Annotated in this window: 27 protein-coding genes, 1 tRNA gene and 1 pseudogene; 16 read left to right on the plus strand and 13 right to left on the minus strand. The window is 52.2% G+C overall.

Annotated elements, in window-relative coordinates; genetic code table 11:
* The first annotated feature begins 119 nt into the window (after positions 1 to 119).
* The 12 genes from BJF97_RS22285 to BJF97_RS34390 all read left to right on the plus strand — a co-directional run bounded on the left by BJF97_RS22285 (position 120) and on the right by BJF97_RS34390 (position 6,543).
* Complete coding sequence (locus BJF97_RS22285; RefSeq protein WP_070083000.1) at positions 120 to 647, plus strand: hypothetical protein; 528 nt, start codon at positions 120 to 122, stop codon at positions 645 to 647.
* A complete protein-coding gene (locus BJF97_RS22290) occupies positions 647 to 844 on the plus strand; it encodes a hypothetical protein (RefSeq protein ID WP_070083001.1) in 198 nt (65 codons plus the stop codon). The genes BJF97_RS22285 and BJF97_RS22290 overlap by 1 nt, the downstream gene beginning before the upstream one ends.
* Positions 841 to 1,323 carry a class I SAM-dependent methyltransferase gene (locus BJF97_RS22295; protein ID WP_070083002.1) on the plus strand — a complete coding sequence of 161 codons (483 nt, stop codon included), beginning with the start codon at positions 841 to 843 and terminating at the stop codon, positions 1,321 to 1,323. Before BJF97_RS22290 ends, BJF97_RS22295 begins: the two co-directional genes overlap by 4 nt.
* The gene (locus tag BJF97_RS22300; RefSeq protein ID WP_070083003.1) at positions 1,320 to 1,544 is read left to right on the plus strand and encodes a hypothetical protein; all 225 of its coding nucleotides are present in this window, start codon (positions 1,320 to 1,322) and stop codon (positions 1,542 to 1,544) included. Before BJF97_RS22295 ends, BJF97_RS22300 begins: the two co-directional genes overlap by 4 nt.
* Positions 1,537 to 2,328, plus strand: coding sequence for a hypothetical protein (locus BJF97_RS35190; RefSeq protein WP_228706695.1), 792 nt, complete (start codon positions 1,537 to 1,539; stop codon positions 2,326 to 2,328). Before BJF97_RS22300 ends, BJF97_RS35190 begins: the two co-directional genes overlap by 8 nt.
* The gene (locus BJF97_RS22310; protein ID WP_032693613.1) at positions 2,329 to 2,661 is read left to right on the plus strand and encodes a hypothetical protein; all 333 of its coding nucleotides are present in this window, start codon (positions 2,329 to 2,331) and stop codon (positions 2,659 to 2,661) included.
* The gene (locus BJF97_RS22315; protein WP_070083004.1) at positions 2,658 to 3,344 is read left to right on the plus strand and encodes a hypothetical protein; all 687 of its coding nucleotides are present in this window, start codon (positions 2,658 to 2,660) and stop codon (positions 3,342 to 3,344) included. Before BJF97_RS22310 ends, BJF97_RS22315 begins: the two co-directional genes overlap by 4 nt.
* Before the next feature lie 280 nt (positions 3,345 to 3,624).
* Entirely contained in the window at positions 3,625 to 4,482 is an 858-nt protein-coding gene (locus tag BJF97_RS35715) for a hypothetical protein (RefSeq protein ID WP_406818086.1), read from the plus strand.
* 1 nt (position 4,483) lies between these two features.
* On the plus strand, positions 4,484 to 5,050 hold the full coding sequence (locus tag BJF97_RS22330; protein ID WP_070083005.1) for a 3'-5' exonuclease: 567 nt from the start codon (positions 4,484 to 4,486) through the stop codon (positions 5,048 to 5,050).
* A 42-nt stretch (positions 5,051 to 5,092) separates the two neighbouring features.
* Complete coding sequence (locus BJF97_RS35200) at positions 5,093 to 5,299, plus strand: hypothetical protein (RefSeq protein WP_047683674.1); 207 nt, start codon at positions 5,093 to 5,095, stop codon at positions 5,297 to 5,299.
* Positions 5,260 to 6,450 (plus strand): site-specific integrase, encoded by a 1,191-nt coding sequence (locus BJF97_RS22340; RefSeq protein WP_070083006.1) that lies wholly within the window; start codon positions 5,260 to 5,262, stop codon positions 6,448 to 6,450. Before BJF97_RS35200 ends, BJF97_RS22340 begins: the two co-directional genes overlap by 40 nt.
* Positions 6,441 to 6,543, plus strand: a tRNA-Leu gene (locus tag BJF97_RS34390). The genes BJF97_RS22340 and BJF97_RS34390 overlap by 10 nt, the downstream gene beginning before the upstream one ends.
* Positions 6,544 to 6,850: 307 nt before the next feature.
* Here BJF97_RS34390 and BJF97_RS22345 read toward each other — a convergent pair.
* From BJF97_RS22345 to evgA, 10 genes and pseudogenes are all read right to left on the minus strand, one after another.
* Positions 6,851 to 7,330, minus strand: a complete 480-nt coding sequence (locus BJF97_RS22345; RefSeq protein ID WP_032694806.1) for a hypothetical protein — start codon at positions 7,328 to 7,330, stop codon at positions 6,851 to 6,853.
* Between the two features lie 101 nt (positions 7,331 to 7,431).
* Complete coding sequence (gene tssA, locus BJF97_RS22350; protein WP_032694804.1) at positions 7,432 to 9,006, minus strand: type VI secretion system protein TssA; 1,575 nt, start codon at positions 9,004 to 9,006, stop codon at positions 7,432 to 7,434.
* 117 nt (positions 9,007 to 9,123) lie between these two features.
* Positions 9,124 to 9,210 (minus strand): annotated as a pseudogene (locus BJF97_RS34950) (type VI secretion system contractile sheath small subunit); the annotation flags it as partial.
* 967 nt (positions 9,211 to 10,177) lie between these two features.
* Positions 10,178 to 11,191 (minus strand): fimbrial protein, encoded by a 1,014-nt coding sequence (locus BJF97_RS22355; protein WP_032694803.1) that lies wholly within the window; start codon positions 11,189 to 11,191, stop codon positions 10,178 to 10,180.
* Between the two features lie 17 nt (positions 11,192 to 11,208).
* Entirely contained in the window at positions 11,209 to 13,710 is a 2,502-nt protein-coding gene (locus BJF97_RS22360) for a fimbria/pilus outer membrane usher protein (protein WP_032694802.1), read from the minus strand.
* Between the two features lie 11 nt (positions 13,711 to 13,721).
* Positions 13,722 to 14,399, minus strand: coding sequence for a fimbrial biogenesis chaperone (locus tag BJF97_RS22365; protein WP_032694801.1), 678 nt, complete (start codon positions 14,397 to 14,399; stop codon positions 13,722 to 13,724).
* A 46-nt stretch (positions 14,400 to 14,445) separates the two neighbouring features.
* Positions 14,446 to 14,964, minus strand: a complete 519-nt coding sequence (locus BJF97_RS22370; protein ID WP_032694800.1) for a fimbrial protein — start codon at positions 14,962 to 14,964, stop codon at positions 14,446 to 14,448.
* Positions 14,965 to 15,066: 102 nt separating this feature from the next.
* Complete coding sequence (locus BJF97_RS22375; protein ID WP_032694799.1) at positions 15,067 to 15,585, minus strand: helix-turn-helix transcriptional regulator; 519 nt, start codon at positions 15,583 to 15,585, stop codon at positions 15,067 to 15,069.
* A 456-nt stretch (positions 15,586 to 16,041) separates the two neighbouring features.
* On the minus strand, positions 16,042 to 19,221 hold the full coding sequence (locus BJF97_RS22380; RefSeq protein WP_032694798.1) for a response regulator: 3,180 nt from the start codon (positions 19,219 to 19,221) through the stop codon (positions 16,042 to 16,044).
* 2 nt (positions 19,222 to 19,223) lie between these two features.
* Positions 19,224 to 19,853 carry an acid-sensing system DNA-binding response regulator EvgA gene (gene evgA / locus BJF97_RS22385; protein WP_032694797.1) on the minus strand — a complete coding sequence of 210 codons (630 nt, stop codon included), beginning with the start codon at positions 19,851 to 19,853 and terminating at the stop codon, positions 19,224 to 19,226.
* A 67-nt stretch (positions 19,854 to 19,920) separates the two neighbouring features.
* Between evgA and BJF97_RS35720 the strand changes: the two genes are divergently transcribed.
* The gene (locus BJF97_RS35720; RefSeq protein WP_223226782.1) at positions 19,921 to 20,067 is read left to right on the plus strand and encodes a hypothetical protein; all 147 of its coding nucleotides are present in this window, start codon (positions 19,921 to 19,923) and stop codon (positions 20,065 to 20,067) included.
* A 161-nt stretch (positions 20,068 to 20,228) separates the two neighbouring features.
* Here the strand turns inward: BJF97_RS35720 and BJF97_RS22390 are convergent, their stop codons facing one another.
* From BJF97_RS22390 to BJF97_RS22400, 3 genes are all read right to left on the minus strand, one after another.
* Entirely contained in the window at positions 20,229 to 21,992 is a 1,764-nt protein-coding gene (locus BJF97_RS22390; protein WP_032694796.1) for a hypothetical protein, read from the minus strand.
* A complete protein-coding gene (locus BJF97_RS22395; RefSeq protein WP_014226465.1) occupies positions 21,989 to 22,393 on the minus strand; it encodes a hypothetical protein in 405 nt (134 codons plus the stop codon). The genes BJF97_RS22390 and BJF97_RS22395 overlap by 4 nt, the downstream gene beginning before the upstream one ends.
* A gap of 296 nt (positions 22,394 to 22,689) precedes the next feature.
* Positions 22,690 to 23,601, minus strand: a complete 912-nt coding sequence (locus BJF97_RS22400; RefSeq protein WP_004135102.1) for a LysR family transcriptional regulator — start codon at positions 23,599 to 23,601, stop codon at positions 22,690 to 22,692.
* A 116-nt stretch (positions 23,602 to 23,717) separates the two neighbouring features.
* Between BJF97_RS22400 and speB the strand changes: the two genes are divergently transcribed.
* From speB to BJF97_RS22415, 3 genes are read left to right on the plus strand one after another with little or no spacing between them, the layout of a single operon-like run.
* Positions 23,718 to 24,668 (plus strand): agmatinase, encoded by a 951-nt coding sequence (gene speB / locus BJF97_RS22405; RefSeq protein ID WP_014839259.1) that lies wholly within the window; start codon positions 23,718 to 23,720, stop codon positions 24,666 to 24,668.
* Between the two features lie 10 nt (positions 24,669 to 24,678).
* On the plus strand, positions 24,679 to 25,527 hold the full coding sequence (locus BJF97_RS22410; RefSeq protein WP_032694795.1) for a sugar phosphate isomerase/epimerase family protein: 849 nt from the start codon (positions 24,679 to 24,681) through the stop codon (positions 25,525 to 25,527).
* 12 nt (positions 25,528 to 25,539) lie between these two features.
* On the plus strand, positions 25,540 to 26,616 hold the full coding sequence (locus BJF97_RS22415) for an isopenicillin N synthase family dioxygenase (protein ID WP_009652534.1): 1,077 nt from the start codon (positions 25,540 to 25,542) through the stop codon (positions 26,614 to 26,616).

Raw genomic sequence — 26,616 nt, forward strand, 5'->3', positions numbered from 1 at the left:
AATCCCCGGCGCCGCGGGGATTTATTAAAGCGTAATCCTGAAATTAATCGCCACCTGGCGAGGGATTCCTACACCCAAAAATCAGCGCTGTGCAGATCGCAACTAAATGGAGAAATACGATGAGCTTTATTCAAACGTTCACAGGCAAGCACTTTAACTATCTCGATATCCAGCTGGATGCCATTGAGATCGAAGATATCGCTAACGCGCTCTCGAATATTTGCCGCTTTGCTGGCCATCTTCCGGAGTTCTACAGCGTCGGTCAGCACAGCGTGTTAACCAGTCACCTGGTACCACAGGAGTTTGCACTTGAAGCACTGCTGCACGATGCCGCAGAGGCTTATTTACAGGATATTCCAGCACCGCTTAAACACCTGCTCCCGGACTACCGCACCATTGAGGATCGGGTTGATGCTGCTATCCGTCAAAAATTTGGCCTGCCATTTGAGCAGCACCCGACCGTGAAGTATGCCGACCTTGTGATGCTGGCCAGCGAACGTCGCGACTTTGAGATCGACGACGGCACCCACTGGCCGATGCTCGACGGCATTATTCCCACCGACCAATTTGTAATTAATCCCGTCCGCCCTGGTCAGTCTTACGGCATGTTCATGAACCGCTTCAACCAACTGATGGAGCGGCGCTGATGGCACATGTGAAAGTGAAAGAATTGGTTGCTGCAGCATACACGGCGGCACCTGAACTACCACCAGCAGCGGCCCAATTGATGAAAGACATAGCGTCAAGGCTGGATGTTACCTTTGTCGCTCTTACAGAGGCAATGGACCAGAACACAGCGCTGTCGGCGGAAATAGAAAAGTTATGCGGAGTAATAAAAAAATGACCGAGCAAACCATTCTCGACATGTGCTGTGGCTCCCGTATGTTCTGGTTCGACAAACAGGACTCGCGCGCAGTTTTCGCCGATATTCGCGCCGAACAGCACACTCTGTGCGACGGTCGTAGCCTGGTTATCACCCCGGACATTATCGCCGATTTCCGCGCACTGCCGTTCGCTGACGCCTCTTTCCCCATTGTCGTATTTGACCCGCCACATCTTGAACGAGTGGGCGAAAACGCCTGGATGGGTAAGAAATACGGTCGTCTTAGCAAAGACACCTGGCGCGATGACCTGCGCGAAGGTTTCAAAGAGGCATTTCGCGTACTGCGGCCACAAGGCGTGCTTATTTTCAAATGGAACGAAACCCAGATACCGGTTAGCCAGATTCTGGCGCTGACAAATGAGAAACCAGCTATCTGGCAACGCACGGGGAAAGCGGACAAAACGCACTGGGTAATCTTCGCGAAAGGAGCTGCGATATGAAAATAAAATGCATCAAAGACACCGAGGGATACTGGACTGAGGGCGAAATGTACCCGGCCCGCATTGTTACTGGCGGTTTTGTTCAAGTTGGTGACGATGACGATCCCAAAGGGGAAGGCTGGAGCGCTGCACCGATGGAATATCGGGAAGATTGTTCGATCGTTTATCAGGTCGGTGGAATTGAGGGGGAAGTGTTATTCGAGGAAACCAGCCATGACTGATATCACCAGACTTACCCAGGAGATGAAAGCGGCGGCGGAAAAAGCAAAACATGCAGGGGAAGCGCCAGTAATGCCGTTTGATACTCGGATCTCTGCGCTCAATGAATATCAGCTTACGGTATGTCCCGATAATGTTCTTGCTTTGGTAGAGGCGCTGCAGTTTAAGGAAGAGCAGCGCGCTAACTGGTTCCAGATGGCACAGAAATTAGGGGAAGACCTGGATGCGGCTGAAAAGCGCAACGCCGAGTCGGAGTCTTCTGGCATTGCTCCCGGCATATTGCGCTGCAGTGAGTGCTCGTTCGTTGAGACGAAGAACATCATCAGTGTTACCGCAGACACAATTACCACTGGTAACAGTGAACCGGAGCCATGCCCAAATGGTTGTGGGCGGCTTCAGCCTGTCACCTGGAAGGCGTTGGCTATTCAACTTATGTTCACCACTAAACAGGGTGTTTCGGATTTGCTGGAAGCTAAGAAGCGCATAGCCGAGCTGGAAGAAGCAGAGCAAAAACTCTGTGCCGCTAACGTGACGCTTGATGCTCGCGCGGAATTGGCTGAGCGCCGGCTGGCAGAGATGGAGTCCCGCACCGTGAAGCTGCCAGATGATGCAGAGCACGACATTATGGCTCCTGTAGCCGCGTATTTATCTGAGAAATTCAAGTGGGACGGCAGAGCTGTCCGATGGGATGGGCGCAATGAATATGATGCATTGACCGACAGAGTTAAATATGCTCTCAGGATGGTTATTCGTCGCGCCGCTGGCATCAAGTGGGAGGCTGAGTAGATGGATAAGCCACTTAACAAGCGCGAACGCGAATATATCAAACCGGCTGTCATTTATGACTGGGAAATTCATCTTTGGCCAGGCCGCAAGGATGGTGTCTGGGATGGCGATAAGATACTGCCAGTAAAGGTTGGAGCTATGGCTGAATCACTGATTAAAAGGGGGTATCTGGAGAGGCTTGGGAGTGTAATTCGTGCCACCGAAAAGACGAAGGCGCTGAAGTGCCGCACAGGTAACTGTTTATATGGTCGCCTTTATGACGATAACGATGTGGATTCGGGGAAGTGCCCTGATTGCGATGGCGGCATGATGTTTGAAGGAGCTAACCAATGACCAATAACCAGTTAACAGAAGAAGAGCTGCAAACGTTAATCATCGAGTTGCAGCAGACCGCTTACCGCCTTAACGGGACTAATTCTGCTTACCTGATGTCAGATGCGATAAAGCCATTGCGCGAGCTACAGGAACGCCGCAAAGCCGCAATGGACAGCGAGCCGGTGGCGTGGCAAATCCACACGCCAGAAACCGGGGTGACTTATGTTGAAACCAACCCTCAAAGTGTAGAGAACATCCGAAATGGCTATGGGATTAAGGTCGAGATAACGCCACTCTATCGCCACGCGCAGCCAGTTCCGGTGGTAGTGCCGGAGGGCGTGAACCCTGAAACAACCGATTTGGTTTTGCGGTTCGCAAGTGCGCTGGCTGATAAGTTGTATAAGGCCGAGCAGAAGTATGGCCGCTCAACCGATTGGATGAAAGATGACTGGTATGACGACTGCCTGCAATCACTTTGGGAACACATCGAAAAAGGTGATCCGCGAGACGTAGCGGCATATTGCGCCTTCATGTGGTGGCACGGCTGGAGCACTAAGCCTGCTGAAGGCCTGGAATCCAGCACTGTCACTGTGAAGCTGCCGCATCAAACTGATTTCGATGACCCGCTATCAGCATATGAGGCTATCGAGAAGTGCAAAGAGGCGCTCACCGCCGCTGGCATCAAGTGGGAGGCTGAGTGATGCGTAAATCATCAATATCAATCGCGATCGCTCTTGGCTCGATAGCAGCTTACCAACCTGCTGAGGCCCTCCCTATTAAAGAGCTTGAACCGCAACGTTACCCAGACCCCAATCGGCATACGGGAAAAGCGGCAGAGCGTCGCAACGCTAAGCGCCGCAGGAGAGCAAAGAAATGACCAGCAAATTAACCAGAGAAGAGAATGTTCAGGCTGTCTTTGATTTAAAAGCCGGCTACACATTGGGGCTCGCCGATGTAGAGATTCTCAAGCGAGTAGCCCGCATGGCGCTGGCCGCAATGGACAGCGAGCCTGAGTATTTGCCACTCGACTACCTACAGGGACATAGAGATGGTCTTGAGTGGTCAGCCAGACTGGCGGAGTCAAATCACCCTCAGACCGGAGACTGGCTTTACGATGACCCTATCGAGCTGGCAAAAGCCATTCGCAAAGGTCCAGATATGCCGCCAGCGCAGCCGGTAGCGGGCAGCGAGCCGGATCGCAATCCTGTGCTGGCGTATGCCGACAGTTATCGTGATATGGCGAAACAAGGCGTCGAGTCAGTCCCAATATGGAGCGTCATTACCGACTTAGAGCGAAACATAGCGCCGCTCTATCGCCACGCGCAGCAGCCGTTAGTGCCGGATGATGTGCTGGACGCATTGCAGAAGGTTGCTCGTATACGCCTCGACATGAATGACTTCGACGGCGATCGCCGCGGTATTGCTGATTGCCTGGGTGATGCCGAAGAGGCGTTAATCGAGGTAGTAAACCGCCGCGCCGCCATGCTGCAGGGTGCCGAAAATGCCGAGTCGCGCTGCGGCATCCAGACCGCGCCAGCACTGGATTCCTTTAAAAAAAATACCGAGTCGCGCTGCGGCAACTCTCCGGTAATTCCGGGTGGTTACGTGATGGTGCCGATGAGGCTAACCGCTGAGAACGGCGCAAAGGGTGTGCTATCTGGTGAATTTTCAGAAACACAGTTTGTAAACTGCCCGGAGTGTTTTGGTGATGATGAGTGCGAAACATGCGACGGCAGCGGCAGAATTGAAATAAAAGTGCCAGTCAGTTGGACGACTATAAAAGAAATTTGGATTAAAGGTGTCGAGTATTTTGCAGCCGCACCGCAGGAGAATAACTAACGTGAACCATTTAATGATCGACCTCGAAACAATGGGTAACAAGCCTACTGCGCCAATTGTCGCGATCGGCGCTGTATTCTTCGACCCGCAAAGCAGTGAGTTGGGCGCAGAGTTCTATGTGGCCGTTAACCTCGCCAGCGCTATGGATCAGGGTGCGACACCTGACGGTGACACTATCCTGTGGTGGCTCAAACAATCATCAGAGGCCCGAGCAGCTATTTGTACCGACGATACCAGAAGCATTACATTTGCTCTCTCCGAGTTGAGTTCATTTATCAGCCGCCACTCTGACAACCCACGTTATATGAAAGTCTGGGGTAATGGTTCCAACTTCGACAATGTGATTTTACGCTCAGCCTACGACCGCGCCGGCCAAACCTGCCCGTGGTTATTCTGGAACGACAGCGACGTGCGCACCATGGTGTTGCTCGGTACACAACTTGGTTTTGACCCCAAAAGCAATATGCCATTTGATGGTGTAGCCCACAACGCATTGGCCGATGCCCGCCACCAAGCAAAATATGTATCGGCAATCTGGCAGAAACTATTGCCTACAAGCGACGAATAACAACCCTTATCGCCCGGGTGCAGCCGGGCAATGGAGAAATCTATGCTGAGCCTCGATTGTGTTCCCATCTCAACTTATTGCAAAGAGACAGGCGAAACCCCTGATGCCATAAATAAGCGCATCCAGCGCGGCGTATGGCGTGAAGGGGTACAGGTGCTAAAGGTCGAAGGCGTTAAGGAAAGATGGATAGATCTTAGTGAGGTTGCAAAATGGGCTCGACAAAATCGCCTAAACTCCCGCGCGGCGTAACGATCAGGAAACATAGTACTGGGGAAACTATCAATATTACCTTTACCTATAAGGGGGTGAAATGCCGGGAACCTTTATCAAACCTTGAAGTTAATAGCAAAAACATTAAATACGCCGAGCGAACACTCGGCGAAATTCACAATAAAATTGAGCGGGGTACATTCAATTATGGTGAACACTTTCCCCGTTCGTCACGACTTAAAATATTTGGTAATGCTTCAACAGGAAAAACGGTAAAAAATTATCTCGATGAATATCTTGTAATTTGTGAAACAAGAAAATTATCCCCCTCAACAATCGGCGGATATAAGAAATGTTTAAATGCTCTGGCATCACTTCACGTTTTTCCTGCCAGCGAATTAACACCTGCTGCTTTAAAAACATGGATCCAGAGTCAGAAAACGACATTAAAGACGATTAGGAACCAACTTTCATTCCTACGCTCAGCACTGGATGAAGCTGTGACTGATGGTGTATTGCAGATTAACCCTGTTTCACTGGTGACAGCCTCGCGCTACCAGAGCAGTAAAACCGAGGATGAAAGTGATTATATTGTTGATCCGCTTTCGCCGGCCGAGGTTGAAGCGCTTTTGCATGCCGCAGGTAACAAGCAGTGGGAAAACATATTCCGCTTTGCAATTGAAACCGGGCTACGTAGTTCTGAACTCTGCGCCCTCCGTTGGCGTGATATCGACTTTATCGGCAAAACAGCGCATGTGCAAAATGCCAGCGTAGTGGGGATAATTAAGGGCACGAAAACTAAAGCTGGAACACGTAAAGTTGAGTTAACCGAAGAAGCCTTGTATGCCCTGACTTCTCAGAAGCCTTTCACCTTTATGAAAGATGCAACGATCTTTGAGGATCCTAAGACAGAAAAACCATGGGCGGGTGCCGATGCGATAAGAAAGAAAGCCTGGGTGCCAACTTTACGTAAAGCTGGGATCAGGTACCGCAATCCATACCAGACCAGGCATACGTTCGCGACCCGACATATAAGTCGAGGCGCTAACCTGTTCTGGCTGGCATCACAGATGGGACATAAAGGGCCAGAAATGTTGTTCAGGCATTATGGACGCTATCTGAAGGAGTATGACGGCAACACTGAAAAACGACCCAAGCTGGTCAGCGGTGGAACCTCAAAGGAGCCGTAAAGGATCCGCAGCAAAACGCTAAATTTTTTTATCATTGTTTATCATGAGGTTATAAAGTTTCGGGCGCGGGTTCAACTCCCGCCAGCTCCACCAAAATTCTCCATCGGTGATTACCAGAGTCATCCGATGAAGTCCTGAGAGCCCGCATGGCGCAAGCCCTGCGGGCTTTTTTGTGTCTGTATCGGTCTGGCGGGAATGACTGAGAACCGCAGCCTTGTGGTACCTTTTTGGGCTCCAGGAGAAAAGAGCCAAAAAACGCGGGTCCTAAAATGGCAAAACTCATTAAGAAGCTCATTGCGGCTAAAAGCACAAGCATGAAGCCTTCAGAGCAGACAGCCTGAATATCTGTAATGGGTCAGGCAACGGTTGCCTGCACAATATGAGAAACCGCTGCGACTATTCAGGCAAGGCAATCAACGGCATGGAAAAAGAGCTCTTCCGTCATGATGACATTCTCTTTTTCGCTCTGCTGTTCGCGGCGGATAAACCAGCCCGTTTCCGGCGCCATGCTCAGGTAAAACAGCTGAGTGATTCCGGGGGCATTAACCCGCATTGTCATGCAGCCCGTTTCCGCACCTCGACAGAGCTGTTCAGGTACGATGCTGACGTGACGATCGCCGTTCTGGAGCCGGATTGTGGTGATGTCATAACGGCATATACCGCTGTTCAGGCTATAGCCGATCGTGCTCAGATCATGAATATGCTTTGTTGATAGAATGACCTCAATGCCGGAACCCGCAAACCACTGGCTGATTTGCTGCACCAGCGCATCCATCCGGCGGCGGAATGCCTGAATTTCTGCCTCAGCGGTTTTATTGCCGGGCGGTGTGCTCTCGGAGTTCTGCTGCACTTTCTTAAAAAAACGTTCTCTGGCCGACACGTTATCGCCCCCGTTAACTTTTAATACGTTGTGAGATATGCGCTGAGCGGCATTCTCTTTTTTTCATCGCCTCTCCCGCCACCTTATTTTTCGTAAACAGATTAAGCGCACAGCACTGCGGCACGGGCGGGATCGATGGCAATCAGCTCGGCAAGCAGGCGATCCATAGCAGACTGCAGGCGGTTTTTGTCGGTTTCACTGCGCCCGGCCTTCATGCGTAGCAGCCTGAGGTGGCGGGCTTTGACTTCGAACAGCAGACCTGTCTCCCATTGTGCCAGCGGAATTCCGGCAGCATCCGCGCCCAGTTCCGCCAGCAGGTGTTGCGCCAGCTCATTTTTGCCAGTCTGCTCGGCAATACGCGCCATCAGCAGGCGCAGCAGCCAGCGGCTGCGCACGCTGGTGATACCCGGGCGGTTCTGCAGCCAGGCCAGCGCCGCCTCCGGGCCGTCGCTGTCGGCAACCGCGAGGGCCTCCGGCTCCAGCAGCAGAATATCGTCATCGCCGGATGCGGTAGCGGCGCTGGCGGCAGTATCATCCCGCCAGCCTGCGGCGTTCTCCAGCACCTGCTGTTGTATCCAGTTCAGCGTGACCTCATCGGCAAACGGCGTGCCGTCGTTAAATGCCAGTCCTTCCAGCCCCGTCAGCCGGGTCAGCAGCCCTTTCAGGTCATTCTGAATAATAGCGGCTTCCGCTTCCCGCCCAGCCTTCAGCAGAGCCTGGTGGATATACCACTGCAGGTCCAGCCACAGATGATTCGCGCCACGAGAAAACATCCCGTCAGCCTGTTCCAGCAGTTCCGTCCAGCTCTGCTGGAGATACAACCGCTTCAGCAATGCCCGCTGGTCCGGCTTCGGCGGTTCAATACGGGTTCTGCCTTCTGCTGATAGCGGCGGCAGCTGATATAGCGTGTCGTGGCGGATGCTTTTCATCAGATGGTGAGCGGCCAGCCAGCCCTCCGGCTGGTCACCGAGATATTTCGCCAGGATACGCGCCTGGGTCAGCAGTTCCTGGCCAGAGGTGATAGGGCTCAGCGCCGGCGTATAGTTGTTTGTCTGAGAGGGCGAAACATCGCTGACGTTCTGCGGCACGACGGCATCCGGCCCGCCCGATTTCAACAGACGGGTCTCGAGGACGCCGCACAGCGCATCGGGGACAGTCCCCTCCTGCGCCTGCTCCATCAGCAATAATGCGCCGCTGATACGCAAGGCATCAGTACTGCCGGCCTCGGGGTACAGCGACAGGCTGTCAAGCATCCGCTGTCCGGCGAGCCAGTCAAATGCGGCCCTTCGGCTGCGCTCCCGCAGCGGGTGCAGCTGTTCGCCAAAACCCTGCATCAGCCCGGCCAGCAGTTCCAGTCCGTCCGCAAGACCGCTTTCGCCATCCCGGTGCAGCCGCGCCCACGCGTAATATGAGGCAACGCGAATATCTTTGGTCACGGTGGTGAGCAGTTTTTCGGCCAACCTACAAATCAGATCGCTATCCGCACCGGTGATCTTGTTCACCTCTTCGCGCATCAGCTGGAAATCATCATCGTAGCCGGGATCGTCCCCCGCGGGTTTATCGGCTGACAGCGGCTGCAGCCAGTTGTTCCACAACAGCAGACGTTGTTGCGTTTGTACCGCCAGCGCATCAGCAGCGGCCTGACAGACTGAAATCAGAGTATAAACATTGGCCATCAGTACATCTCCTCTCCGGTCAGCGCGGGGCCGGCTGCCAGCGCCGTTCGGGCCACGGAATCAGCCACCTGCGCGTCCAGCATATTCCCGGTTAATCCATTAAATAACGCACGCCGTTTATTGCGGGGCCAGCGCGCTGATTTCGTCGCGTAATTCCTGCGTCAGCGCCGGGTCTTTCAGGATTTTTTCGAACTCTTTTCTGAAAATGCGTGCCCTGGGCACCTCATTCTGGAACATATCAGCCATAGCGGTCCCTTCCCGTGAGGGATAATGTGTTAAAGATAACGGCGTGTGATGACCAGGATATAGTAGAGCAAAGCGCCAAAAAATATCAACCTGCCGGCCCCAAAGTCCATTATAAGACTTTCCTCAGATATCTTAAGGCAAATGTAAAAATAAAACGCATCAGACAAACAAAGCCGGTATGTAATAACAACCTTTTGCTTACAATAAAGGCTGAGTGTATACCTGGCAGAGGAATATGAATTAAATTCATATCTGAATAGACAGAGTTGATTGATGCAAATCAATGTGCAGCGGAAATAAAGATCACTCCTGACACTGAAAAAATCGCGAATAGCGAAGTGTGAAAAAAAATTATTTTTTTATGGTTTACAGGCTGTAAGCCGCCCAGCTCAGGGCATTAATATGGTTATAATTAATGACTGACAAGGTTAATATAAAATTCACAAATAATATATTTTCAATGATGGGTAACGATGGTTAACCCGGAAAAGGTATTGATATTAACCAAGAGAAACATAGGCATTTAAGTCAGAAGATTTAAGTATACTTTTCGCCTCCCTTTACACTACCATTTCAGCGCTGCTAGCAGTGGCTCACCGGGAAGCGATCCAGTGTAGATCTATCGATGTCATGGAGTCACCAATAATGTCATATCTGCTTCGCCGTCTTCCCGGAATAATATTCCTTAATGAAATTTATCACAGCCTGGCCGCTGATGACGCCCGCGACGACATCCGGTCTGCATTTTGCAGCCAACACCAGGGAGTTCAGCAGCGGATAACAACGATAAACAGGAACAGAAAGCCGTCCTCTCACCCACGCCAGGCAGGAAAAGCATTAACCGGTGAAAGAATTTATGCCACGACGCCAAAGATGAAATCACGCCCCTATACAGGGCGCAACGATGTCTGAAGCGGCACTATCGCTATTGATACGTCATGGTAAAGGACAGCACCCCGTTAGCGGTACCGGTAGTTATCTTATCCCCGGTCTGGTAATAGCGCGCCTTGAGTGGCACATTGAACCCACCGCCTGCAGAGGAAGCTCCAACGGCGACATCGGAACCCAAGGTCATTGGCAGATTGTTATAAAGCAGCTGAATCCCCACGCCCGTGGCTGCGTTATTGCCGCCGGTCGTATTGATGACCCCTCTGCTGGCATCAAAAATACTCCCCTCCATCTTAACGCTAACCTGCGTGCCGGCGTTGCAGGTCAACGGCAGGTTGAACGACTGGGTGTAGGCATCCCCGGGCGTGGAGCCTTTGCCCCTGAATGCGCTTTTATCCACCTCTCTCATATCCACGGGCACTGATGTCGTCATCAGCTTACAGGCCGGAGTGGTCACCGTGAATGCGTTGATACTGACTTCAGCCTCGGGGTATTGCCACAGCACTGAGTTATTCAGCAACACCAGCGCAGCGACCGTCTGCGCCGTTATCGTTCCTGATCCGGTTTCCGTTGCGGTTTTATAAAACGTCACCGTCACGGTGCCGTTCAACGTCGGGCTGATCATTCCGCTGCTGTTCCCGCAGAGCTTAGCGGTATTTACGTCGCCCTGAATAGTATTGCTCCCGGTCACCGCCGCGCTGCCGCCGGCGCATTTCGTCGTTGAACCCGAAATGGCATAGCCAATACCGGCAACGTTGGTTTTATACACGCGCCGGCCGTTCACCATCGAATCAAATGTGCCGTTCGCCATCACGCCTAAGGTCTGATTGGAGATCACACCATCAGCGGAGTTGTAACAGCTGAACGCATTGATCGTCGGCGTCACGAGCTGCGTGCCGATAACCGCGCCAACGGGAAGATCGCGCGATAGCGTAATATTCTGCGGCGAGACGGTCGTTGAAGGCGTCGTCGTGGTGCAATCCCAGGCACAGGCCGTACGGGAAAACAGCCCCAGCGCAGCAAAAATCAGGGTGGCTAAAACAGGTTTCATTCTAATTTCTCTCCGGCTCAATAGCATTGTGCGGTGACGTGGTGCACGGTGTCAGAGAGTCGGGCTATCTGATAGGTCGCGCGACAGCTTTCACCCGCCCAGCTAACCTCCACGGTACCGTTATCCGGCGCGCCGTTTAGCCAGACCCGCTGGCGATCGTCAACAATGCCCTCGGTGACGTTATCGCGGTTTTTGATTTGGGCAGTTGACCCGAACGGGATCGCTTTTCCGCTCAGTTGCAGCATGACTTTGTAACCCGTGACGGTGGGATAATCCGCCAGCGCCAAAGCGCCTTTCGTGGGCACTACCGTACGCGTGTCATCGAGCACATCGGTATTGTGATTTAACGTCGCGGTATCCAGCGACAGGCTGTTCTGCCGATACGGCGTAACGTACGGCACCACGGCAAAACCTTTGCTGTCGGTGTAAATACCACTATTATTTGCCACTTTCACTCCGCCCGCGTTATCGGCTTTTACCAGCGCCAACGTTTCACCGAGAGGCTGAGTCGCGGCGAGGCCGTAGGGATGTACCACCAGCCCGCCCATCGCGCCAGCAGAAACCTGCCGGTTATCGCGGGAATAGCTGTAGCCCAGCTGATATTCCCCGTGACGACCTTTATAGGTGGCAGAAGCGCTTCCCATCGCATCAGAATCTTTGCTGTTATAGCCCTGCTGCACGTTCCAGCTCAGATTTTTATCTTCCAGTGCTGAACCGGATAACCCCATCTGCGAAACGCTATCGCCTCTCTTGTTGCTGTTAGCGGAAACGGTCATCCAGCTGTCCGGCAGGAAACGCGAAAGCGGGATCTGCATCGTAAACGCGAGGATACGATCGTTGTCATTGCGCCATGGTCCCTTCGAATAGCTGTAGTTCAGGCCGTAATTAATATTGTTTACGCTGGTGTTGTATCCCACGTTAACGCTACGCTCGCTATCGCCCCCCCAGTAATACTGCTGCCAGGCGGAAAGGTTCATGTTACCCCATTCACTAAGCCCCTGATTCAGCGTTATCTGGGCCTTACTGCGTTTATTACGCTGATAGCGCCAGCTGTCATCAAGCCGGGCCGCATCACTTGAGATGCGAAACGGATTCACATCGCCGTTTGCTTCCTGAAAATCACGAAAGCCCGATGAGGAGTAGCGATAGCCGGTCAAACTCAAAGACGTACCTGTCGTCGCGAAATCTTTGGCATACTGCGCTCGCAGCGACACCCCTTCTTGCGTTTTCTCAGGCAACTGTGAACGAGCAAACGTGGAGTCAAAAGAGAGCGAGCCAAAATCGCCAAACCCCTTCCCCATCCCTAATGCGCCGGCCCAGTAATCTTGAGAAGCCAACGTTCCGCCGTATATCGTCGTATCCCTCGGCAAGCCATAGCTCAGGGTGCTTTGCAGGAACGTCGGCTCCTTGTCCCCGAGGCTTGCCGCACGATACTTCCCCACAGCTAGCGCATATTTGAACTGCCCTTCGCGCTGCATCACCGGCACCGCGGAAAACGGCTGGATAAACTGATGCACGGAACCGTCCGCTTCACGTACCGCGATGTCGAGATCGCCGCTGGCGGCGGTGGGGTAAAGATCGTCAATCACGAAAGGCCCAGGTGGAACATACGACTGCCAGATAATATTCCCGCCCTGACGTATAGTGACCTGAGCGTTGCTTTGCGCGATACCACGTACTACGGGGGCAAATCCGCGCACGCTTTCCGGCAGCATTGAGTCATCTGAATAGAGCTGCGCGCCGCGAAAATTCACGCTGTCGAAGACCCCGGACTGGGTATAACCATCGCCCACGCTAAACTGGCTTCTCAACGCCTTGATATCCCGCTCAAGCGAAGTACCAATGGTGTTCCAGCGGGTCATCCCGTTGCTGTTGTTATACGTTGAATAATTACGCAGCCGCCAGGGACCGACATTAATACCGCTACGCAGGTTTAAATAGCTGTCGTTGCGCGACTCACCGTTGCCACGGTTATTCGCCGCAGAAAAGTTGTAATTCACAAACAGCATATTCAACCCGTCATCCCACTGCTCCGGCGATACCGAGCCCTGAGGATCCCGCCGGATATACTCCTGCGGGATCGAGAGTTCAAGCCGCATGCCATTAAACTGAAAATTAAGCTGACTGCCGGGCAGGAGCGTGCTGATATTTTCAACTGTCGCCGTGTCTTCCAATGCCATCCAACCGGGCTGCGCATTCAGCTTTACGCCCCATTGGGTAAGATCGGCTCTCGTCAAAACTGGCGATAAATCATTTTCATTACCGATAAATGTAATGTCTCGTGAGTCGACGTAGTTCCCGTTGAGATAAATATCGACATGATAAACACCGGGAACCTGGCCGTCGGCTTTGCTAAATCGGGAGATATCTATGTCCCGAGGAATATGTCCACGAGTCTCAATAAAATCTGGTACAAAATAATCGTCAGCCAGCCCGGCCGGAATGCGTAAACACAAATAAAAAAGCAAAGATAACTGAGTTAATTTCGCACAACCTGACAGCGTATTGACCTGGAGCATGAATAGTTAGCCTAAATGTTGAATTTATGTTCAGCCGTGATGCCCCCGAAATCATTGATCGCACGCCACGATACTTTGCTACTCGTTACCGCAGACTGAGAGAGCGATAGCGTTTGAAATGGTAAAACCATTGGAGGTTTTGCTAATTTTTTGCCATTAACGTTGACATCGTAAAGCGACACACTATAAGGCGACGGATTATGCACGGTCAGCTTCCCACCGGCGGCTGAAAAAGTGAGTTGCTGATACGCCAGCGAAGCGTCGCCTTTTAATCCCGTCGGGCGATAAAAAACCTTCATCTTGCTTTTTACCGCAATCAGCAACTCGTTTTTCGCATCCGCCGACGACGAGGGTATTGACTTAATATTCAGCCAATACACGCTTTCCCGATCCTGAGGCGGCGCACTACCGGTTAACATCACGCGAACGGAGTTCTGCGCATGCGGGTTGAGTTTAAATAAAGGCGGTGTGGTAATAAAAGCGCTGTCACCATCGTCACTATTTTCACTGTTACTGACCCATGACTGAATTAAATACGGCGTATTATCCGGGTTACTCACGCTGATGGCCGCCTGACTACTGCTACCATTATAAATAAGCCGGGTACCGCCTATTTCCACGCCACTGATGGCTGCTGTAGAAATGAGAAATAAACTCACGGCGATTTTTTTTAATACTTTCTGAAACATGAAAAGATCCTGAGAGAATAAATCAGGGCCACAGAGGGCCCTGCTTTTACTGGTAAGTCACGGTAAACGATGTCGAAGCGTTTGCCGTGCCTGCTCCAACGGCGCCCGTTGCCATATATTTAGCAAAGTAAGTCAGGGTGTTGTTGACATCTTCCTGCAGATTCACGCTGGTCGAGGCGGAACCAACCGGAATCAGCGTTGCGCTGTCCTGCTCATAGAGCGCGACGCCGACGTTGGCTGCGGTTTGTCCATTGTTCAGGGCCAGAATGGAGGGGTTAGCCGCGTTCGTTGTACCATCAAAGCGGACGCTGGCGCTGGAAATACTGTCCGGGCAGGATTTCAGCACAATGTTAAAACGCTTCGCCGCCGCCGTCGCGCCATTCCCTCCGGCGAAAGCCGCGGTCGAGATGGTGCCGAGATCAACAGGTTGAGAGATAGCCGTGGTATCAACCACGCACGCGGTACCGGTGATATTGCCGGTAAAGTTAATTACCCCATCAGCGGCATTTGCCGTCTGAAATACGGCCAGAGACATAACAGCAGAAATCAGTGCGATCTTTTTCATATTTAAATTCCAGGTAGTTAATCCAGTTGTAAAAAAATAAATAAGTAATAAAAAATCCTTGTGACTTTTACCTCCATAAAAATGCTGAAAGAAGCAGGCTATTTAGCCATATTCATAAACACTCTGCTTGTAGAGTTCGCTGCGCACGATATTTTGATACAGCGAAATACGATTACCTTGCTGTAGTTTAAAAATCAGGCTGCGCCGATGTGTATAAAAGGTCTTCATCGTCATCCCTAACTGCCGGCTAATCTCTTTGACATCAAGTCCTTTTTGCATACAAGAAAGTACTTCTTTCTCTCGACGAGATAGCGAGTATTTCACTCTATAATTATATTGAGAGTTCTTGACCAGTAAACCTGATAGAATCTCATTCAACCGACACTTCTTGTCAATAAAAACAAAATCTGCCATATGCTTTAATGCATAGTAATCAAGATCGTTGGTGATAAAAACAATAACTTTCCTGCCGGGAAAGATATGTTTTCTTACCTCTGACAGGCTTGTCGTCTCAATATCTATAATAGAGTAATTTTCATCAATCAACCCCGGCGTTAACAACGCACTGATGCCGACGATAAAGAAGTAATCATCAGAAAAAACGGAATCTGACAAATTCATAAACTTACCTTTTCGGCATAATCCTCTTTGTTATTTAGCGTCAGAAACCCTCTCGTGTTTCGGTGTAAAATTTACAGAAATTAAATTTTTATAACAGCACAAAAGTAATGGATTTCGTCTAAGTCGTTAAAAACGATCGTTTCTACTACCTTTTCATAATTCATAGATCATTAATCCACCTCAACGCTTAAAAATCAAATCAAAACACCAACATGAAATCAAAATACGGAATTTAAAGCTACTACCAACCATAGGCACAACTTAATAACCTGTGGATTTTGATAGCCAGAACTTGTTATAATCATCTATTTAGATTTTTCTTAGACAATATTCCGTTAACCGTTAACGAAATATATTGCATCCGAACAGGGCTAATTTTACTTGGTTAACAACAGAGCAACATCAGCGGTGGCTTAATATTTTGTCAGGAAGCGCCTACAACTGTAGGAAAAGTGGCTATGGCTGGAAGTTATCGATGGCCCGATCCAGCTCATTGAGCGCGCTTTCGATGCGGTCTAAAATATCGAACAGTTCCGCCGCTGAAATAGCGCCTGGCAGCCGCGCTTCGAGAGGCTGGACGATATTGATTAATTCATTGCCCCCCAGCAGCTGGGCAGTGCCGTTGAGGCGATGAATATGTTGCCCCACTGCCGGATAGTTCTCATCGCGTGCGGCCGCTCGGGCTGCTGCTAAATCGAGACGATTTTCCCGCTGTGCATCATGCAGCGCCGCAAGCATAAGCGCCCGATTACCATGCGCCAGCACCGCCAGCCGCTTCTCATCGAATACCGCCGCCTGAATCTGGTTCACTCCGGCCAGCAGCCGAGAGATCTGCGCGAGGGTAATCGGCTTGAAAAGACAATCGGTCATTCCGGCCGCAACACAGCGCTCGCGCTCATGCTGCTGCGCGGTCGCGGTCACCCCCCAAATGGGAAGATTGCTATCAAATCTTCTCACCTCCCGGGTCAACGCAATACCGTCCATCAGGGGCATGTTTAGGTCAGTAATCAATAAATCGTAACGGTCCTGCTGAAGATAGCGTAATGCCTCTTCACCGTTTTCCGCTTCATCCGCGGCAACGCCAAGCGAGGCCAGCTGACGTTTTAGCAGCAGACGGCTGGAGGGGTGATCGTCGGCAATTAATACCCGCAGCGCTGTGCCGATAACGGTAGTCATGGGCCCGGTTTCAACGACTTCAGGGATGGCATCATATGATGTTTGCACCGGAAGGCTCAGCGTCACGCTGGTCCCCCGATTGCGTTCACTTTGCAGAACTATCGAGCCGCCCATCTGCTTCATCAATGCCCTTGCGATAGCCAGTCCCAGTCCTGAGCCGCGATGAAGCTCCCCCGCTTTCCCCTGGCTAAAGGGCATAAATAGCGACTGTTGTTCTTCACCGCTGATGCCGGGCCCCGTGTCGTTTACGGAGATCGTCAGCGTGCGATCGCGCTTGCTGGCCGATACCTGAACGCGGCCATGATGAGTAAATTTCACCGCATTCCCGATAAGGTTCGTCAGAACCTGTCCCAACATTTGCGGATCAAGCTGCATCGCTTCTTTTGGATCCAGCTGCGAGTCGTAGCGCAGCGCTATCCCTTTCTGCGCCGCAAGCGCGGTAAAAAGTAATATTTTTTCTCTTATCAGCGCATCAGCATGCACCCACTTCGGCACTATATCCTGCAAACCAGACTCTATCTTTTCCAGATCGAGGATCTCGCCAATCAGTTTCAACAGCGAGCGTGAAGCCATCGCAGCGTGTTCAACCGACGTTTTATCCTCTGGGCTGAGGCTTGTCGTTGGAAGCTGCAGGAGCTCCAGAAATCCCACAATGGCGCTGACCGGGGTGCGGATCTCATGGCTCATATGGGAGAGGAATTCCCGTTTCTCTTGATTCGCTTTCTGCGCTTTATTCTTTTCCATTTCCAGCAAACGCTGCGACTCTTTTCTTCTCCGCACTTCCCGCGCCAGATAGACCACCCAAAGTAAGGTACTTAGCACCAGCAGTGAAGCGAGAGCCGCGACCAGATAGAATGGCCGGTTATACAGCTCCCAGGTGTCTATTCTGACGTCCGGCAGACGTATCCATTTGCTGACTATCTGTAAAATTTCTTTCTGTGGAATATCATCAAGCGCTTTATCAAGAATCTGCCGTAATTCCGGTTCCGAACGGGGAACGCTAAAGCTGATTGCCGCCGGCTGCGCCTCGGGTAGCGGCAGCCACGTCAGCCGATCGGGATAATAATGCTCGCTGAGATAACGTGCGGTTAGCTGATTAGAAATCGCCGCGTCCACCTTTCCCGTTGCCACAAGATTCAATGCCACGCTGGAGTTTTCCACTTCTTGCCAATGGATATCCGGATGGCGGGCTTTCATTTGCATCAGTAACGTATGATCGGCGCTGATGGCCACGTTCGCACCCGCCTTTAGCGCTATCGCCTGAGCGTCCTCTTTTCTGACAACGGTAACAAACTGGGTGGTAATAAAAGGATGAGTGAAGGAGAGATTGCTTTGGCGACTCAGGTCATAGGTCGCCGCCTGGACAATATGCCAGTTGCCCTTTTTCATCTCCGAAAGCATATCTTCATGCGAGTTGACGACAACCGTTTCGTACTGCATACCGGTTTGCAGACTAATCAGATTCAGTATATCCCCGACTATCCCGCGTACTTCCTGATTATTGTCGGCCATGGTGTAAGGCGCAAACCACGGATTAATAATGACTCGCAGCGTTTTGTTCTTTTTTAGCCACTGTTTTTCACGAGGTGTGAGATTGAGCGGTTCGAGCAGAAACGAGAGATTGCCTTTATCGATCATCGACTGAGCAATTTGCCCGTGCTGATTTTCATCTATTGCGCTGATAGTTCTGTTGACGATGTTCAGCAAACGCTTTTGCTTCTCTGAGAATAAAAAGTGGCTCGTTTTCTGCGGCGAAGGCCAATATTTAACCGTACTCAACGCCAGACTGAACTCCTGGGAAAGCCAGGTGCTGGTGGTCAGCGAATCACCCATAAACCATCTATTTTGTCCGTTAGCAACGGAGTTCAGCGCCTCCTGATAGCTGGCGTAACTGGCTATTTCGGCGTTAGGGAACGACTGATGAATAAAATCGGCATCAGGATAGCCATCAACAACCGCAACGCGTGTACTTTGCGGGCTTTGCAAAGGGCCCATCACGTTGCCCAAAGAGGTCACCAGTTCCGGCCATGAATGCACCAGTGACCCGGAGAGCTGGATCCCCTCTTCAGCGAAGGGAAGCGTTTCAAGACCGGTTAACACCGTATCTATCTCGCCTGCCCGTAGCGCGCGAATCGCATCGGCGCGATTTACGTAGCCCAGCACGATAATACGAATATTCAGCGAGGAATGAATCAACGTCAGATAGTCCGCATTCATTCCCCGGTAGCGTCCGCTGAGGGTGGTTTGCACCAGCGGAGGCTGTCCCGGTTGATAAACCCCAACGCGTAGCGCTCTCTTCTGCAGCAGCCAGCGCTTGTCATCCTCACTCAAATAAACCGGTACCGGCGTAATATAACTATACCCCGATAGTTCCAGCTCAACGGGCGGCTCATTCTGGGCATATACGGCGCGCGCGCTGACGGCCCAGAGGACAAGGAGGATCGCAAACCGTAGTACCATCTTCAGGTCAGCTTATTCTGATGGGCAAAAGAGAGTAGTTCGATCAGTGATTTACAGCCTAACTTTTCCATTAATCGCGTCTTGTATGTGCTCACCGTTTTACTGCTAATAAACATCGCCTCGCCGATCTGCGAGTTGTCCAGGCCGCTGAGCATATAGCTCATGACCTTCATCTCCTGCGCGGAAAGGGACTCCAGACGCTGGCTATCCGTTAGCGCCGCCGACGGTTCTTCGAGGAAAAAGGGAAAATAGCTATAGCCGTTTTGCGCCGCGTTAACCGCGGCGAGAATATTGTCCATATCCTGTTTTTTACTAATAAACGCATTCGCGCCGGCTTGCGCGCAGCGTTTACTGTAATAGCGATCGTTCTTTGCCGACACCACGATCAACGTGCCGCTAAAGCGCTGCGCTCTGAGTTTCTCCACCAGCTCAACGCCATTTATATCGGGAATGTCAACATCCACAACGACAATATCCACCGCCATTTTGGTCAATGCCTTTAAGGCGGTAGCCCCGTCTTCATACTCTTTGATAATGGTAATGTGCTGCTTTGCCAGCACGCCACGTATGGCCATACGCGCCAGGGGATGGTCATCCACAATAACGGCGGTACGAGATAGATGCTCACTCATAGGCTACCTGAAAACGGTGATTTTGCGGAGACGACATACACAGGATGATATCCTAAAGGTGCCGCCGGTGGGTTTATTAATTGGTAATTATTGTACCGCCCTCTCTCACCACACCTGCTTTTCACACCTCGCCCCGTATGACGAAGCGGCGCATTACGCCGGGGAGGCCTCGGGCGTCACCGTCTTTGAGTCAAACCTCATGCAGCTGGATTGACTGCAGCCGGAAGCGATCGCTTGAAAGCGGGATGGGCAATATTCTGCCCGCCAGGCGATAGTTGCAGCCATGATGTCCGTCCCGGACATCTGACTACCCCCCTGGTATGCGGGCGATGGCTTTGCGGATACGCAAGTCGGCGGGGAGCCGCTATCGATCGCTCAGGGAATGAGTTCGAAGGTAATGGAGATTAAGGTATCCGGGTTCAGGTCCGCTGGCGTGGTGCTATACAGCGAGCCGGCCTGTCCATATAGCGTGACCGTTCCGCCTTTTAATCCGGATGATAATACTTTGGCCATTAGCGGATCGATTTGCTTATCGTAAACCATCTTTGAATTCATCGTATTGAGTATCGGCGTACCATCAAGCTTCTTCTCAAGGATATTCATAGACAAAGTCTCATTCGACTTGTACGACTCCTTTCCTTTTTTATCAACCACAAAATAGACACCATTAGGCAAAATCTCATATTTCTTGTTTTTGATTTTAGCCATGATTCTTTTTTCAATATCGACGTACTTAGACGATAGTTGTTCGTTAAGCATGTTAACGATACTTTCTATTTCATTTTCTTTAATTTTAAGTTTTTTATTATAAGCGTCGTTAAACCCGGAAACCAACGCTGAAGGCGCCAGCTTGACATTATTGTCGGCCATTTTATTCACATCGGATAGCGCCTGGGTAAGGTAGAAAACGCCGAGCGCATAGGCATTTTTATGACTTTTATCCGCAAGGCTTAAATCACTTTGCTTGATGGCCAGGCTATCGAGCGTAGACTGTAATTTTTTATTTTTATCGTTTAAAGCAGCGACTGAAACATCATTTTCTTTCTGCGCGGTTGCGGCGGCGGCGTTCAGCTCGGCGTTCTTTTTGGTCAGCGCATCAAGCGCGGTTTTCTGCTGCTCTTCCCTCTCCGCGTGCTGCTTGTTCAGCATGGCGATCTGCGCCGACAGCGCACGGGTGGTCTCATCCTGCTTTTTCTGCGCCGCTTCGGCGGCGGCGGCCAGCTCGGCGTTCTTTTTGCTCAGCGCATCAAGCGCGGTTTTCTGCTGACCTTCTCTCTCCGCGCGCTGCTTGTTCAGCATGGCGATCTGCGCCGACAGCGCGCGGGTGGTCTCATCCTGCTTTTTCTGTGCAGATTCGGCAGCGGCGCGCAGTTCCAGATTCTTTCCCGTCAGCGTATTGATCGTCGATTTCTGCAGGTTCTCACTCTGCTCCTTCTGCGTTTTCAGCGCGGCAATCTGCACAGATAGCGTGCGGGAGGTCTCATCCAGTTTTTTCTGCGCCGCTTCGACAGCGGCGGCCAGCTCGGCGTTCTTTTTGCTCAGCGCATCAAGCGCGGTGGTCTGCCCGCTTTCGTTCTGTGCACGCTGTGCCGTCAATGCGGCAATCTGCGCCGTCAGCGAGCGGGTGGTCTCATCCAGTTTTTTCTGCGCCGCTTCGGCAGCGGCGGCCAGCTCGGCGTTCTTTTTGCTCAGCGCGCTCACGGCGGCAGTTTCGCCGCTCTCTTTCCGTACACGCTGTTCACTCTGAGCCTTCAGCTCGGCGATCTGCGCCGACAGTTCGCGCGTCGTTTCAGCGCGCTTTTTCTCCGCCGCTTTGGCGGCAGCGCTCAGCTCCGCATTCTGTTTCCGCAGAGCGTTAATCGTACTCTCTGTTTTATTCTGATGACTTTTTTTTCTGACGACGTCCTGCTTCTGAGGCGTTTTTTTATCAGGGCTATCGTTATTTTGCTTAGACGAGACCGACTCCCCGCTGGCGGCGCCTGAGGCCGGCGGATTGTTTATTTCGAGTTTCGATATATTATCAAGGAAGTCTCCCCGCTCAGCACGAGCAGGAAACACAACAATAAGGGTAAAAAGAGCAAATACAATCGCAGGACCTCGTAGATTGCATATATTCAGTTTCCCCTTAGCGTCCATCATCTGGCCAGCCCATCCTTGAGTTCAGCTTTTCTTGCCCGGCTTTCAAACTCTTTAATTAATTTCTGCGAAATGCTATTACACTTATCGTTTATCTTGTATTCAAAAAGCGGTGTAATCGTTGATTTTACGCTGGCGGAGGTTTGGTCTGAAACAGAAGCATAAAACTTAGCGTCATTGATTAAACCATACAGCTCGTTTGAATCCTGCTGAAACTTTTTATCGAGCTTAACTAAAGCGTCGGCATCCTGGATACACTGCTGTAAAGCAGGAACCTGCGCGGGCTGTTCATTTTGAATGACATCTTTTTTTATGAGTGCGCTCTGCGGTTTTTTACCATTAGTACACCCCTGTAATAAACCTACAGAAATGCACACCAATGCCAATAAGCTATTTCTTATCATCTTCCCATCCATTAGAAAAAAAATACGTCAAAAATATATTTGTCGATTGCAGCAGAAAAAATTTTAACAAACAACGTCAGGCGTTGGATTTAACATTAATTCAGAAAAAACACACAAAAAGGTCATTTTTTAACCAGATTGGGAATGGGAATTATCCAGGTGCAGGACGATATTTTTATCTAAGCTTTTTCTCACACCCATATGATTAATGACACATTACCTTTTATATGCCTGATATTGAGCGGTCTTTTTACAATTCAAATCAGGCATAAGCTGTTACTCATTCAATACGAATCTCATTCACTCCACTTCGGTCTGGCCACCGTATTCTTCTTGAGTAGATTGCGAAACTCCTTCAGGTAGGGTTCGTTGCTGCGCCCGCGCTTGCATATCGCCGAGAAGGGAGATTGAAAACCAAACTCATTGGGCAGCAGTACGCGCAGGCGATTCTCCTTAATCCACGGCCAGGCGTAGTGCTCGGGAAGGTAGCCGATATATTTCCCGGAGAGGATGAGCAGCAGCTGCGCATCGACGGTTTCAACGGTCGCGCTGCCCTTGCTGAACCCGCGCCGCCGGAGATCGCTGGTATTCCAGTAGCTGCGCGTCACCAGCGGACACTGGCTGATCAGCTCTTTATCGAGCTGTCGACTGAAGAACATGGGATGCAGGTCGCTGCAGTAGAGCCAGTGCTGCTCGCGATAGAGCGGTTCGCTGATGATGTTATGCACCCGCGAGTTGTAGCTGCCGATGGCGAGATCGATATGGTTATTCAATACGCCGTTAAGCTGTTCCGCCGGGGTACGGATAATCAGCTTGATATGCACATTAGGAAACTTATCGCTAAAGCTGCGCAGCACGACCGGTAGCGACAGCGCGGTCTCCGTCTCGATGGAATCGAGCGTTGAGATACAAATCGTGCCGCTATGCTCGCCTTTCAGCAGCGCCGACTGGCGCTCCAGTTCATTCAGTTCGCTCAGCACGCGGATCGCCTGCTGTAAAAAATGCTGCCCTTTTTCGGTCAACGCAAAGCCGCCGCGCCCGCGCTGACACAGGCTAAAGCCAAGCTGGCCTTCCAGCTGCGACATCGCATTGCTGATCGCGGAAACGGAAATCCCCAGCTCCTGCTGGGCCCGGCCATAGCTCTCAAGACGGGCCACCGCCTCAAAAACCTGGAGCTGTCGAATGTTAAGCGTCGCGTCGTTAAGCATAGCGTCTTAGTTCACTAATAAATGAACTAAGTATTTGCGGCAGACGATTTAAAGTCCAGCACATCTTTCGCACTATCCCTGCTGTTGAGTTTTGTTTGTCAGATTCAGGAGCTGAAATGGATAACGTCTTTCATCAACCGCAGGGTGGCAACGAGATGCCGCGTTTTGGTGGCCGCGCCACGATGATGCGCCTGCCATTTATCGAAAATTTACAGGGACTTGATGCAGCGTTTGTCGGCATCCCGCTGGATATCGGAACCTCACAGCGTTCCGGAACGCGCTACGGACCGCGCTATATTCGTACCGAATCGGTAATGATTCGCCCGTACAACATGGCCACCGGCGCCGCGCCTTTTGATTCATTGTCGGTGGCAGATATTGGTGATGTACCGATCAATACCTACAACCTGCTCAAATCGGTGCAGATTATCGAGGATTACTACACCGGTTTAAATAGTTTTCCGCTTATCCCCCTGACGCTGGGGGGCGATCACACCATTACCCTGCCGATCCTGCGCGCGCTGACCAAAAAGCACGGTCCGGTTGGGCTGATTCACGTCGATGCCCACACCGATACCAACGATGAGATGTTCGGCGAAAAGATTGCCCACGGCACCACCTTCCGCCGCGCCGTCGAAGAGGGGCTGCTGGATCTTAAACGCGTCGTGCAGATTGGCCAGCGCGCGCAGGGCTACGCCGCCGGTGACTTCCAGTGGGGCGTCGATCGCGGTTTTCGTCTGGTTCAGGCCGAGCAGTGCTGGCACAAATCTTTGACCCCGCTAATGGCCGAAGTGCGCCAGCAAATGGGGGCTGGCCCGGTTTATCTCAGCTTCGATATTGATAGCCTCGACCCGATCTGGGCCCCCGGCACCGGAACCCCGGAAGTGGGCGGACTGACGTCGATTCAGGCGCTGGAAATCGTGCGCGGCTGCCGCGGCCTGAACCTGATTGGCTGCGACCTGGTCGAGGTCTCGCCCCCCTACGACGTCAGCGGCAACACGTCCCAGCTGGCCGCCAACCTGCTGTATGAAATGCTCTGCGTTCTCCCGGGCGTGAAATATCCATAGAGGAAAAACCATGCAGCTTAACGTCTTTCGCACGCTGTGGGGCGTAACCACTCCGTGGCAGCAAACAGTCAGCGAACTCCGGAGCGTCGGCTGCTGCGGCATTGAAGCGCGGGTTCCGCTGACGCGAGAAGAGCAGCGGGCGCTGGCCCAACGCATCGAAGCGTCCGCGCTTGAGTATATCGCCATTGTGTTCAGCGGCGGCGGCGTTATTCCGGCCCAGGCCGAGACGCCCGCGCAGCATCTGGAGCGCTTAAAAGAACGTTTTGCGGCGGCAAAAGCGCTTAATCCGCGCTTCGTCAATCTGCTGGCCGGTAACGACCGCTGGCCGCTGGCGCAGCAGGTGGATTTTCTCGGCAGAGCGCATGAGCTCGCCACCGAATATGAGCTGTTCTGCAGCTTTGAAACCCATCGCGCCACGTCGCTGTATAGCCCGTGGCTAACGCTGGAGATAATTCAACAGCTGCCGCAGCTGCGCTTTACCGCCGATATCAGCCACTGGATCGTGGTAAGCGAACGCCTGCTGGATGACCCCTGCGATGACTTCAGCGCCTTTATCGAACGGGTCCAACATATTCAGGCCCGCGCCGGGTACGACCAGGGGCCGCAGGTGCCGCACCCCGCCGCGCCGGAATATCGGGCGGCCCTGCGGTTTCAGCAGCGCTTCTGGGAACAGATCTGGCAATCGCAGCGCCGGCGCGGCTACCAGTACACCACGCTTACGCCGGAATTTGGCCCCGATGGCTACCTGCATCACCTGCCGTTTACCAACGTTCCGGTCGCCGACCTGTGGTCGCTGAACGCCTGGATGGCCCAGCGTGAACAGCAGCATTTTGTTGAATTCACCTCGCAAACTGAATAAGGAACGGAAGAAATGACCGCTGCAAAAAGTTCGTTTACTGAATTACCGACCATCGATATCAGCGACCTGGCCTGCGACGATCTCGTCCGACGCCAGGCGGTAGCCGACGCCATCGGCCAGGCGGCCCGCGAAGTCGGCTTTTTCTACGTTACCGGCCACGGCATCGCGCCTGAACTGATTGCCGGGATCCGCGCGGCGGCCAAAGAGATTTTCGCCCTGCCGATGGAGCGCAAGATGGCGTACTACATCGGACAGTCGAAAAGCCATAAGGGCTACGTTCCCGAAGGGGAAGAGATTTACGGCTCCGGCAAGCCGGATCACAAAGAGGCGTTTGATATCGGCTTTCAGGCCGCCGACGACCACCCGTTCGTCGTGGCGAAAACGCCGCTGATTGGCGCCAACGAGTGGCCGGACGTGCCGGAATTTCAATCCCGCGTGCTGGCCTACTATGACGCGGTCTTCGCCCTTGGGCATCGCCTGTTTGACGCCTTCGCTCTCGCCCTTGGCCTGCCGGAGGGCTATTTCAGGTCGATGGTTACCTGCCCGCCGTCAAAGCTGCGTCTGATCCACTACCCCTTTGACGCCAGCGCCGAAGATGTTCCCGGTATTGGTGCACACACCGACTATGAATGCTTCACCCTGCTGCTCGCCGACCAGCCGGGTCTTGAAGTGCTGAATGAAGATAGCGACTGGATCGACGCCCCGCCGCTGAAGAACGCGACCGGAGAAGAGGCTTTCGTGATTAATATCGGCGACATGCTGGAAGTCCTGAGCGCTGGCACATTTGTTGCAACCGCACACCGCGTACGCAAGGTGCCGCAGGAACGCTACTCCTTCCCGCTGTTTTTCGCCTGCGACTACCACACGCTGATTCGCCCGCTGCCGGGCTTCCTTGAGGCAGGCGAAGCCAGCGAGTATCAAGAACTGAGCATTGGTGAGCATATGTGGAGCCAGGCGTTACAGACCTATCGCTACCTGCGCGAGAAAGTCACCCGAGGCGAGCTCCAGCTCCCCGAACGCGCCCGCGGCACTAACACCTTTGGCCATCTGAAAAAACAAGCACAGCAAAAAACCGTAAATAACCCGTGA

The sequence above is a fragment of the Klebsiella sp. LTGPAF-6F genome, from assembly GCF_001753185.1.
Taxonomy (GTDB): domain Bacteria; phylum Pseudomonadota; class Gammaproteobacteria; order Enterobacterales; family Enterobacteriaceae; genus Klebsiella; species Klebsiella michiganensis.